At 72.3% G+C, this 10639-nt stretch carries 11 protein-coding genes; 8 read left to right on the forward strand and 3 right to left on the reverse strand.

The window, feature by feature from the left end; translation table 11 throughout:
* Positions 1-4: 4 nt before the first annotated feature.
* From AOK22_RS23020 to AOK22_RS23030, 3 genes are all read left to right on the forward strand, one after another.
* Complete coding sequence (locus tag AOK22_RS23020; protein ID WP_055700615.1) at positions 5-634, forward strand: VOC family protein; 630 nt, start codon at positions 5-7, stop codon at positions 632-634.
* Positions 631-1086: a pyridoxamine 5'-phosphate oxidase family protein gene (locus tag AOK22_RS23025; RefSeq protein ID WP_055700605.1), complete on the forward strand. Its 456-nt coding sequence runs from the start codon at positions 631-633 to the stop codon at positions 1084-1086. Before AOK22_RS23020 ends, AOK22_RS23025 begins: the two co-directional genes overlap by 4 nt.
* 62 nt (positions 1087-1148) lie before the next feature.
* Positions 1149-1997, forward strand: coding sequence for an alpha/beta fold hydrolase (locus tag AOK22_RS23030; protein ID WP_055700606.1), 849 nt, complete (start codon positions 1149-1151; stop codon positions 1995-1997).
* A 37-nt stretch (positions 1998-2034) separates the two neighbouring features.
* Here AOK22_RS23030 and AOK22_RS23035 read toward each other — a convergent pair whose 3' ends face one another.
* On the reverse strand, positions 2035-4002 hold the full coding sequence (locus AOK22_RS23035) for a M13 family metallopeptidase (RefSeq protein WP_055700607.1): 1968 nt from the start codon (positions 4000-4002) through the stop codon (positions 2035-2037).
* 188 nt (positions 4003-4190) lie between these two features.
* On the opposite strand from AOK22_RS23035, the gene AOK22_RS23040 reads away from it, so the two are divergent.
* Together AOK22_RS23040 and AOK22_RS23045 are read left to right on the forward strand one after the other, a co-directional pair.
* Positions 4191-5390, forward strand: coding sequence for a hypothetical protein (locus AOK22_RS23040; RefSeq protein WP_425264051.1), 1200 nt, complete (start codon positions 4191-4193; stop codon positions 5388-5390).
* A 190-nt stretch (positions 5391-5580) separates the two neighbouring features.
* Positions 5581-6648 (forward strand): tetratricopeptide repeat protein, encoded by a 1068-nt coding sequence (locus AOK22_RS23045; protein WP_055700608.1) that lies wholly within the window; start codon positions 5581-5583, stop codon positions 6646-6648.
* 6 nt (positions 6649-6654) lie between these two features.
* Here AOK22_RS23045 and AOK22_RS23050 read toward each other — a convergent pair whose 3' ends face one another.
* On the reverse strand, positions 6655-7041 hold the full coding sequence (locus tag AOK22_RS23050) for a PPOX class F420-dependent oxidoreductase (RefSeq protein ID WP_055700609.1): 387 nt from the start codon (positions 7039-7041) through the stop codon (positions 6655-6657).
* 56 nt (positions 7042-7097) lie between these two features.
* Between AOK22_RS23050 and AOK22_RS23055 the strand changes: the two genes are divergently transcribed.
* From AOK22_RS23055 to AOK22_RS23065, 3 genes are all read left to right on the forward strand, one after another.
* On the forward strand, positions 7098-7715 hold the full coding sequence (locus AOK22_RS23055) for a CGNR zinc finger domain-containing protein (RefSeq protein WP_055700610.1): 618 nt from the start codon (positions 7098-7100) through the stop codon (positions 7713-7715).
* Between the two features lie 89 nt (positions 7716-7804).
* The gene (locus AOK22_RS23060) at positions 7805-8059 is read left to right on the forward strand and encodes a DUF7218 family protein (RefSeq protein ID WP_055700611.1); all 255 of its coding nucleotides are present in this window, start codon (positions 7805-7807) and stop codon (positions 8057-8059) included.
* 162 nt (positions 8060-8221) lie between these two features.
* Positions 8222-9250: a 7-epi-alpha-eudesmol synthase gene (locus tag AOK22_RS23065; RefSeq protein ID WP_055700612.1), complete on the forward strand. Its 1029-nt coding sequence runs from the start codon at positions 8222-8224 to the stop codon at positions 9248-9250.
* Between the two features lie 148 nt (positions 9251-9398).
* On the opposite strand, the gene AOK22_RS23070 is transcribed toward AOK22_RS23065, so the two are convergent.
* Positions 9399-10639 (reverse strand): cytochrome P450 (locus AOK22_RS23070; protein WP_055700613.1); only part of this gene is annotated, 1241 nt, incomplete at its 5' end.

Below are 10639 nucleotides of genomic sequence, written 5' to 3' on the forward strand. Positions count from 1 at the left end.
GGCCATGACATTCATCGACTCCCTCACCCTCGACGTGGCCGACACGACGGCCGCCCGGAACTTCTACTCCGCCGCCTTCGGCCTGGACGACACGCTGCTGCGTCTGCGGGCCTCCGAGGCGCCCACCACCGGCTTCCGCGGGTTCACGCTGTCGCTCACGGTGTCCCAGCCGGCCACCGTCGACAGCCTCGTCGGCACCGCCCTCGACGCCGGCGCCACCTCGCTGAAGCCCGTCGCCAAGTCCCTGTGGGGATACGGCGGTGTGGTGCAGGCCCCGGACGGGGCGATCTGGAAGGTGGCGACCTCGGCGAAGAAGAACACCGGCCCCGACACCCGCGCGATCGATGCCGTCGTCCTGCTGCTCGGCGTCGAGGACGTGGCCGCCAGCAAGCGGTTCTACGTCGACCAGGGCCTCGCCCTGGCCAAGAGCTTCGGCCGCGTGTACGTCGACTTCGCCACCGGCACCGGCCCCCTGAAGCTCGGCCTCTACCGGCGCCGCGCCCTGGCCAAGGACGCCGGCGTCTCCATCGAAGGAACCGGATCGCACCGCCTCACCATCGGCGGCGGCACCGAGCCCTTCACCGACCCGGACGGATTCGCGTGGCTCCCCACGAAGACGCGGGAGGAAGTATGACGAGCGCGCCCCCGCGCGGACACGAGGAGAGGCTGCGGGACACCCGCGCCCGGCTGGAGAACGACGTCGACCTCTGGGTCGCCACGTCGGGCTCCCCGGGCGGGGCGCACCTCATCCCCCTGTCGTTCCTCTGGGACGGGACCGCGTTCCTCGTCGCGACGCCGCGCGCCTCGGTGACCGGCCGCAACCTCCTGGCGGACGCCCGGGTACGGCTCAGTCTCGGGCCGACCCGTGACGTGGTCGTCGTCGACGGGGTCGCCGAGCCGGTGGACCTCGCCGGCCTCGGCCCCAAGGCGGGTGACGCGTTCGCTCAGAAGACCGGGTTCGACCCGCGCGAGCTCGACGAGCCGTACCAGTACTTCCTGATCCGGCCGCGCCGCGTGCAGGCCTGGCGCGAGGCGAACGAGCTGCGGGGCCGCGATCTGATGCGGGACGGCAGCTGGCTCGGCTGACCGGCGGCCGGGGCCCGGAGAACCCGGTTGCCGTGGCGGGACGGCCCTGACAAGGTCACGCCATGCCTACCTTCTCCGCGTACGACGGAACCGAGCTCGCCCACCACGTGATCGGGGGATCGAAGGGCGCCCCGCCCGTGGTGTGCCTGCCCGGCGGGCCCATGCAGGCCTCCGTCTACCTCGGTGATCTCGGCGGTCTCGCCGCGCACCGGCCGTTGGTGACGGCGGACCTCCGGGGCACCGGGGAGTCCGCGGTGCCGGCGGACACCGCCTCGTATCGCTGCGACCGTCTCGTGGACGACGTGGAGGCCCTGCGCGAGCACCTGGGCCTCGACGCGATGGACCTGCTCGCGCACTCCGGCGGCACGAATCTCGCGCTGCTGTACGCGGCCCGTCATCCGGAGCGCGTCCGCAGGCTCGCGCTGATCACACCGAGCCTCGCGGCCGCGGGCATCGCCGTCCCCGGGACGGTCCGGCGCGAGACGGCGCTGCTGCGCGAGGGCGAGCCGTTCTTCCCCGCCGCGTTCGCCGCCCTGGAGGCGGTCGTGGCGGGCCGTGGCACGGCCGAGTCCTGGCAGGCCATGGCGCCCTTCGCGTACGGCCGTTGGGACGCGCGGGCCCAGGCCCATCACGCGGCCGAGGACGAGCAGCGCAACGACGAGGCCGCGGCCGTCTACGGCTCCGAGGGCGCCTACGACCCGGACGCGCTCCGCGCCGCGCTCGCCCGGTTCCGCGCCCCGGTGCTGCTGCTCGCCGGCGAGGTCGACCTCAACTCGCCGCCGTCCGCCGTGGCCGAACTCGCCGCGCTCTTCCCGCACGCCGAACTCGTCGTGCAGAGCGGTGCCGCGCACTTCCCCTGGCTCGACGACCCCGAGCGCTTCGCGGCGACCACCGCGGCGTTCCTGGCCTGAGCCCGGGGGTGTCCGACGCACCCCCGGGGCCCGGGACTCACCAGATCCGGACGCGCTCCGCCCGGTCCAGCCACAGGCCGTCGCCCTCCGCCGTGCCGAACGCCTCGTGGAACTCGTCGAGGTTGCGGACGATGTTGGCCCGGAACTCCGGCGGCGAGTGCGGGTCGATGGTGAGGTACTGCTGCTCCTGCTCCTTGCGGCGCTTGGTCCGCCAGCAGTACGCCCAGTTCATGAAGAGCCGCTGCGAGCCCGTCGCGCCGTCGCGCTCGGGCATCGGCGCGCCGTCGAGCGCGATGAGGTAGGCCGTGTGCCCGATGGTCAGGCCGCCCAGGTCGCCGATGTTCTCGCCGACGGTCAGCGAGCCGTTGACGAACTCGCCGGGCAGGTTGCGCGGCGAGAAGGCGTCGTACTGCTTGACCAGGGCCTTCGACTTCGCTTCGAACGCGGATTTGTCGGCGGCGGTCCACCAGTCGTTGAGGTTGCCCGCGCCGTCGTACTGCGCGCCCTGGTCGTCGAAGCCGTGGCCGATCTCGTGGCCGATGACCGCGCCGATGCCGCCGTAGTTCTCGGCGGGGTCGGCGTCGGGCGAGAAGAACGGCTTCTGCAGGATGCCCGCGGGGAAGCAGATCTCGTTGGTGCCCGGGTTGTAGTACGCGTTCACGGTCTGCGGGAGCATGAACCACTCGTCGCGGTCGACCGGCGCGCCGATCTTGCGCAGCTCCCGGTCGGTCTCGAACGCGGCCGCGGCCTGCGCGTTGCCGAGCAGGTCGTCGGCGGAGACCTCCAGCGCGGAGTAGTCGCGGAAGGTGTCCGGGTAGCCGATCTTGGGGCGGAAGGTGGCGAGCTTCTCGTAGGCCCGCTCCTTCGTCTCGTCGGTCATCCAGTCGAGCCGCGCGATCGACTGGCGGTAGGCCTCCAGGAGGTTGGCGACGAGCTCGTCCATCATCGCCTTGGACGACGGCGGGAAGTGCCGCGCGACGTACTCCTTGCCGACGGCCTCGCCCATGGCGCCCTCGACGTGGGCGACGGCGCGCTTCCAGCGGGCGCGCAGCTCCGGGGTGCCGTTCAGGGTGCGGCCGTAGAACTCGAAGTTGTTCCGGACGAACTCGTCGGACAGGTACGGGGCGCAGGCGCGCAGCACGCGCGTCAGCGTCCAGTCCCGCCACTGCTCGATCGGCACCTCGGCGAGGACCGTGGACAGGTGCGCGAGGTAGGACGGCTGGCGGACGCAGGTCTCCGTGATCGTGGCGTCCGAGCCGCCGAGCGCGGCGGCGTAGCCGCGCCAGTCGAACTCGGGCGCCAGCGAGGTCAGTTCGTCCAGGGTGGTGAGGTTGTACGTCTTCAGTACGTCCCGGGTCTCGGCCCGCTCCCAGTGGCCCGCGGCGAGCTTGGTCTCCAGGTCGAGCACGGTCCGCGCGGCGCCCGCCGGGTCGGCGTGCTCGCCGAGGGTGAGCAGCTCGGTGAGGTAGCCGACGTACTTCTCGCGGATCTCGGCGAACTTCTCGTCGCGGTAGTACGACTCGTCGGGCAGGCCGAGGCCGCCCTGGCCGATGTTGAAGAGGTAGCGGTCGGAGTCGCGGTCGTCGGAGTCGACGTACGAACCGAAGAGGCCGGAGCCGCCGACGCGCTCGAAGCGGCCGAGGAAGGCCGCGAGCTCCTTGGTGTCCCGCAGCGCCGCGACCTCGTCCAGCAGCGGCCTGGCCGGGGCGAGCCCGCGCGCGGCGATGGCGTCCTCGTCCATGAAGGCGGCGTACAGGGCGGCGATCTTCCGGGTCTCGTCGGAGGCCGCGTCCGCCTCCGCCGAGGCCTTCGACGCCAGCTCCTGGATGATCGTTTTGACCTGTTGCTCGGCGGTGTCGGCCAGCTGTACGAAGGGGCCCCAGCTGGAGCGGTCCTCGGGAATGGGCTCGGTGTCGAGCCAGTGGCCGTTGACGTGTCCGAAGAGGTCGTCCTGGGGTCGGATCTCGGGGTTCATGCCCGGTCGGGCGTCATCCAGAATGCTCATCCACGCAGCCTATGCGAGCGATCTGCCCGGTACGACGGGGTGCGGCAGGAAGCGTCCGGTCCGCTCCTCCCCGGCGTTCGGGTCACGGCCGGGCGACGTGCGCATCAACTCGCGCACAAAACATCCCAATAGGAGCGATAAAGTATCGCGTCAACCGTCGTACCCCTGTGACACCCAGGAGATCATCCGTGACCGTAGCCATCGCCCCGTCCGAGGATGTCACCGAATCCCAGGACGCGCCCGCCGTCGCGCCGGACGCCACCGCGGCCCCGGACGTGGACGCGGCGGCCCTGGTGGCCGAGGACGCCCGTGACTTCGGGGCCTACGCCCGCACCGGCGGCTGGGCCTTCGGTCTGAAGGTCGCCCGGAGCGTGCGCCCGGGCGGGCAGAGCGCCGGCGAGACGCCGAAGGTCTCGGCCAAGGAGTTCGCCGAGCTGGCGGGCTGCTCGGCCGACCGCGTCATGCGCTACTACAAGGCGTGGGACAAGGCGGCCGACGACGGGATGGTGCCGCACTTCGAGGCGCTCTCCCCCGGCATGGACGTCGAACTGCCCGACGCCGACGTGTGGTTGTCGTACTACACCTCGCGCTCCAGTGCCCTCACCCAGCGCGGCGAGGCGATCACCGAGGCCGCCGAGGCCGAGGGCATCCGCCCCACCAAGGCCCTGGAGGTCGCGGAGAACCCCACCGCGCTGCGCGCCGCGATCCTCGCCGACCCCGGCACCGCCGAGGCCGCGCGCAAGGCGCTGATGGACCGCCTCGGGGAGGACCCGGCGCTGCGCACCGAGCTGGTCCGCGACATCGTGCGCGCCGATGACCTCAAGAAGGCCGTGGCCGCCGAGGCCAAGGCCGGCGACCGCGTCGACTACGTCCGCCAGATCGTGGAGAAGGGCCAGGTCAAGACCCCCGCGGGCCAGATGATCGACGCTCCGGCGGAGCTGCGCGAGGAGGCCGAGCGCCATCTGTCGCTGATCGACGAGCTGGACGACGGCGAGGAGTCCGGCGAGTGGGCGCGCGAGGCGTACGACACCGTGCGCGACATGGTCGCCCAGACCGTCCAGAGCGACCCGGGGCTGCGGGTGCAGGAGCGGCGCGCGAAGTTCTACAGCAGCCTGCAGAAGGCGACGAAGGTCTTCGAGGAGCTGACCTTCGACGACGTCGAGGACATCGACGACATCTACGAGGACGACATGGTCAAGCGCCTCGAAGACCTCCAGCAGGCGATCGGCGCGTGCATCTCGACGCTGCGGGCGGCGACGGCACAGGACCGGGCTCCGGCGCAGGCGCCGGCCGTGCCTCAGGAGCACGCCGTGCCTCAGGAGCAGGAGGAGGCCGCCCCGGCCGAGGTGCCGGGCCCCGTCGACGAGAACGAGTGGGACGGCTCCTGAGCCGCGTCTCCCCCGCCGTGCGGGCCGTGGCCGCCGTGCCGTCCCGTACGTCCAGGGGGTGACCTCCGGCCCGGCCGTAGCACTCAAGTCGTACGCGATGACCCGTAACGGGACGGATTCGCCGTACCGCCCCCGGCTCGTAGCTTCTTGATCACGTCAGATTCATGATCGATCGAGAGGCCTCGGATCCATGTACGGCAAGGCATTCGCCCCGGAGTACCAGGGCGAGCTGGGCGCGGAGCTGACCGTGAACTCCTCCTACGAGGAGGTCCTCGCGAGAGCGGGCCGCGCGCTCTCGCGGGCGGGCGGCCCGGCCGAGCGGGCGCGCGCCGCGCTCGCGTTCGCCGAGGCCTGCCGGCGGCTCGGCCGGATCGAGGACGCGGGGGCCGCCTGGCGGCAGAGCTACCGCAGTGCCCGGCTCGCCGGGGACACCGGCGCGATGGCCTGGGCGCTGTGGAGCGGCGGCACCCTGGCCCGGCAGTGCGGGGCGCTGCCGCTCGCCCGGCGACTGCTCGCCCACTCCGTGGACCTGGCCGCGGGCAGCGGCGACCGGCTCGCGCACGGCTACGCGCTCGCGGGCCTCGCCGAGACGGGCCGCATCCAGGGCGACTACGCGGCCGTCGCCGAGCTCCACGAGGAGCTGCTCGCGCAGGGGCGGGCGCACGGCGAGGCCCGGCACATGGTCTGGGCGATGACCGGCATAGCGCAGATGCACCGCAACCGTGGCGACCACGCCAAGGCGCTCGATCTGTTCGAGGAGTCCGTGCGGATCTCCGCCGAGGCGGACGACGCGCGCGGGCGCGCGTGGTCGCTGCGGGGCGTGGCCGACGTGCTGTCCCTGCGGGGCGAGCCCGACCGCGCGCTCGCGCTGCTCTCCGAGGCGGAGGGCGTGTGCCGGGAGATGGACCTGGCGAGCGCGCTCGCCTACAACCACAAGATGCGGGGCAACGTCCTGTACCGGGCGGGGCGTTACGCGGCGGCCCGCGACACGTACGCCGTCGCGCTGGAGGAGTTCACCGCGATGCACGAGCCGCGCGGCACCGCCCTGTCGCGGCTCGGTCTCGCCAAGTGCCGGGCCCGGCTCGGGCGCGACCGGGCGGCGACGCTCGCCGAACTGGCGTTACTGGAGGCCGACTTCGACCGCATGGGGCTGCCGCAGGCCCGGGACATGGTGATCGCGTTCCGCGCGGAGACGGAGAGGGGCAGGGGGACCGAAAGGGCCGCGACAGCGGCGACGGCGGAGGCCGTGACCGGGTAGGGAACCTCAGCCCGTGAGCGTGATGCGGATCCCCACCGTGCCCTTCAGGCCGCGCCGGAGCCTGCTGCCCATCAGGGTGAAGAAGCCGACGACCGGGTACTTGCGCAGGATCAGGGTGCGGTAGCGCGCGGTGACCTCGGGCGGGCAGATCTCGGCGGTGGCGGGCACCTGCTCGCCCGTCGGGTTGCCCCGCACGTCGCACGGTCCGACCAGGACGTCGGCGCGCCTGCGGATCCGCTTGACCTTCCAGGACTCCGTGGGCGTCCAGATGCCGAGCGCGTCACCGTCCCTGACGACCCAGACGGGGCTCGGCACCAGGGTGCCGTCCTTCCGATAACTGCTGACCAGCAGGTACTTTCCGGCGCTGAGCTGCGTCAGCAGGGTGTCGTCCATGCGGGGAGTCTAGGGCTCTCCCGCAGCCGCCTTCCGTAACCACTTAACCTGGTTACATGGAATCGCGAGCGCCGGCCACCCCGTCGACCCCCGGCATCCGGATGCGCTCCCACAGCGGGGCCACCTACCGCTTCGACCCCGGCGCGCTCTGCCTGGAACTGCTCACGACGGGCGGGCCCGGCGAGTTCCGGCAGTACGAGGTGCTGCACGCGCCGGCGGATCTGATCGCCTGGGCCGAGCGGTCGCGACTGACGCCGACGCCCGCGCTGAGGCCGTCCGAGGCGGAGGTGGCCGCCGCCCGGGAGCTGCGCGACGCGCTGTTCCGTGTCGCGACGGCCCGCGCCCAGGACGAGCGCGCGGATCCGGCCGACCTCGCCACCCTCAACTCCGCCGCCTCGCACCCTCCCCTGACGCCCGCCATCGCCGCGGACGGCACCCGTAACTGGGCCGCGGACGCCGACGGCACCGCTCTGCTCGCCACCGTCGCCCGCGACGCCGTCGACCTGCTCACCGGGCCGTACGCCCACCGCATCCGCGTGTGCGCGGCCGACAACTGCTCCCTCGTCTACGTCGACACCTCGCGCCCCGGCCGCCGCCGCTGGTGCTCGATGGAGCACTGCGGCAACCTCCACAAGGTCCGCACCCTGCGCGCGCGCCGCTCCGAGGACGGCTGAGCACCACCGGCCCCGCATGGCGGAAACCCGTGTCACGGGGTACCCAGGAAGAGCAAGGTGCATCTCCCACCGGAACCAGGTGATTCGTCGTGCCCAGGGCACAGATCAAGGACGAGAAGACCTACCAGGCACTGCGCCGCGAGGGCGCGAGCAAGGAGAAGGCGGCCCGCATCGCCAACGACTCCGGCGGATCGCGCTCGGCCACCGGCCGCAAGGGCGGCAAGGCGGGCGCGTACGAGACCCGCTCCAAGGAGGACCTCTACGGCGAGGCCAAGAAGATCGGCATCGAGGGCCGCTCCAAGATGAGCAAGTCCGAGCTGATCGACGCGCTGCGTCACCACTGAGGCATACCCGTCGGGCGCGGTTCCCTCGCACGCCGGGGGAGTTAACAAGATCACAACATAGATCGTTTACGGCCAGGGCATCGTGGCAGTGCAGTTGATCAATGAACGTGCACAGCACGCGCGCGGGTCGGGGGGTCCCGTGCGCTCTCACAAGGAGCGGCCATGCCCCAGGACGTACGGTTCGAGATCCCCTTCACCACCCCCGTCAGCGAGCACCTCGAGTACGCCAGGGAGCAACACCTGCGATGGGTGCGCGAGATGGGGCTCGTGCGCAGTCAGGGCGGTTTCGAGGAGTATCAGAGCTGGGACCTGCCGCAGGCCGCGATACGCACGTACCCGCACGCCTCCGCCGAGGACATGGTCGTCCTCATGAACTGGTTCTCGCTGGCCTTCCTCTTCGACGACCAGTTCGACGCCGCGCGGCCCGACCGGGCCGACCGGGTGGCCGACGTCGCGCGTGAGCTGGTCGCCACTCCCCTGCGCCCGGCGGGCAGTACGCCCCGCGTCGTGTGCCCCATCACGGTGGCGTGGACGCAGGTGTGGGAGCAACTGGCCGACGGGATGTCCCAGGCCTGGCGGACGCGCTTCGCCGCGTCCTGGGGGCGGTTCCTGGTCGCGCACTCCGAGGAGGTCGACCTGGCGGCCCGCGGCGACCGGCTCGGCCTCGACGCCTACACGGCGTTCCGGCGGCGCACCGTCGGCATCCACCACAGCATCGACGCGGGCGAGCGCAGCCGTCGCTTCGAGGTCCCGGTGCAGGCGCAGGCGCATCCGCTGATGCTGGCGCTGCGCGACGCGGCGGCGGACACCATCGGCTTCATGAACGACATCCACTCCTTCGAACGCGAGAAGCGCCGGGGCGACGGGCACAACCTCATCGCCGTCCTGCACCACGACCGCGGGTACGACTGGCAGGACGCCGCCGACGAGGCCGTACGGATGACGGAGGAGCGGCTGCGCGACTACGTCCGCCTGGAGTCCGAGGTGCCCGCGATGTGCGCGGAGCTGGGCCTCGGCGACGACGAGCGCGCCCGGGTGTGGATGGGCGTGGAGGCCATCCGGCACTGGATCAACGGCAACTACGAGTGGGGCCTGGTCACGGGCCGCTACTCCGCCCTCAAGAACAGCCCGGCCGCCGTGGCCGAGGAGCAGGGGCGCGGCTCGCTGGACGACCTGCTGACGGCCGTCTGATCCACGGTGCCCCCCGGACGCGGGGGCACCGCACCGCGCGCATGCCGCGTCGGCCGGACCGCGGGTGAGCGGTCCGGCCGACGGGTGTGTCCCACCGCCTGTTCGACGGGGTCTCAGGCCACCGCGGGCCTCGGGCGGCCCCGCGGTCTCAGATCGCCTGGGGCGTGAACTCGACCGGCAGGCGGTCGAGTCGGGTCTCCCAGGTGGAGGCCGTGGAGGTGAGGTCGCCGGCCGCGACGGCCAGGCGCAGCCCGTGCAGCCGGTGCAGCAGCACGTCGACGGCCGTCTCGATGATGGCCTGGCCGATGCCCTGCCCGGGGCACTCGTGCGCGCCGCCGCTGAACGCGAGGTGCGCCTTGTTGCCGTGCAGGTCCGCCGTGGCGTCAGGGCGGATCTCCGGGTCGACGTTGCCGGCGGCGAGGCCCAGGACGAGCAGGTCGCCCGCCTTCACCTGCTGACCGCCGAGCTCCAGGTCGGCCGTGGCGAACCGCCCCGGGCACACGGCCAGCGGCGGGGTGTTCCACATGACCTCCTCCACGACCGCGGAGATGTTCAGCTGTCCGCTGACCAGACCCGCCATGTGGGAGGGGTGCGTGAGCACCAGCTGGAGCACCCGGGCGAGCAGATTGCTGGTGGTGGTGTGCGCGGTGATCAGGACGAGCCGCAGATGGCTGAGGATCTCCTCCTCGTCCAGGTCGGCGTGATGACTGAGCAGCCCCGTCGTGAAGTCCGACCCCGGCTCCGCGCGCTTGCGTTCCGCGAGTTCGCCGAGGATCTTCATGATGCGGTCGTTGTGCGCGACCGCGTCCTCGCCGCCCTTGATCACCTGGGCGCAGGACACGGCGAGCTGGCGCCCCTCGCCCTCGGCCAGGCCGAAGAGCCGGGTGAGGACGAGCATCGGCAGGTACTCGGCGTACTGGCCCACCAGGTCGGCGTCGCCCGCCGCCGCGAACACGTCGATCTGCTTGTTCGCGAAGTGCGTGATGTGCCGCCGGATGCCCCGGCCCGCCGCGGCCTGAAGGTTGTCGGTGACCGCCGCGCGCAGCCGCCGGTGCGGCTCGCCGTCCTGGGAGACGCAGTCGGGGCGCCACGCCAGCATCGGGACGAGCGGGGAGGACTCCTCGATGCGCCCCTCCTTCCAGTCCCGCCAGATCCGCGAGTCACGGGCGAACTGCCGGGGGTTCTCCAGGACCCGCCGGTTCTCCCGGTACCCGAGGACCAGCCAGGCCGGCACGTCCCCTTCGAGTAAGACGGGGGCCACCGGGCCGTGCTTCTCGCGCAGCCGCCGGTAGATGGCGTGCGGGTCGTTGGACGCCTCGTCGCCGTAGAGCCGTGTGAGCGTGTCCGTACCGCCGTGCCGGACCGGGCAGCCTCCGGTGGTCTCGGGGG

It is taken from the genome of Streptomyces silaceus, from assembly GCF_001419745.1.
In the GTDB taxonomy this organism is placed as follows: domain Bacteria; phylum Actinomycetota; class Actinomycetes; order Streptomycetales; family Streptomycetaceae; genus Streptomyces; species Streptomyces silaceus.

Bases quoted from the DNA above. Each gene is read 5' to 3' on its own strand.
- AOK22_RS23020 (WP_055700615.1), top strand. From the start codon at position 5: ATGACATTCATCGACTCCCTCACCCTCGACGTGGCCGACACGACGGCC.
- AOK22_RS23025 (WP_055700605.1), top strand. From the start codon at position 631: ATGACGAGCGCGCCCCCGCGCGGACACGAGGAGAGGCTGCGGGACACC.
- AOK22_RS23030 (WP_055700606.1), top strand. From the start codon at position 1,149: ATGCCTACCTTCTCCGCGTACGACGGAACCGAGCTCGCCCACCACGTG.
- AOK22_RS23035 (WP_055700607.1), bottom strand. From the start codon at position 4,002: ATGAGCATTCTGGATGACGCCCGACCGGGCATGAACCCCGAGATCCGA.
- AOK22_RS23045 (WP_055700608.1), top strand. From the start codon at position 5,581: ATGTACGGCAAGGCATTCGCCCCGGAGTACCAGGGCGAGCTGGGCGCG.
- AOK22_RS23050 (WP_055700609.1), bottom strand. From the start codon at position 7,041: ATGGACGACACCCTGCTGACGCAGCTCAGCGCCGGAAAGTACCTGCTG.
- AOK22_RS23055 (WP_055700610.1), top strand. From the start codon at position 7,098: ATGGAATCGCGAGCGCCGGCCACCCCGTCGACCCCCGGCATCCGGATG.
- AOK22_RS23065 (WP_055700612.1), top strand. From the start codon at position 8,222: ATGCCCCAGGACGTACGGTTCGAGATCCCCTTCACCACCCCCGTCAGC.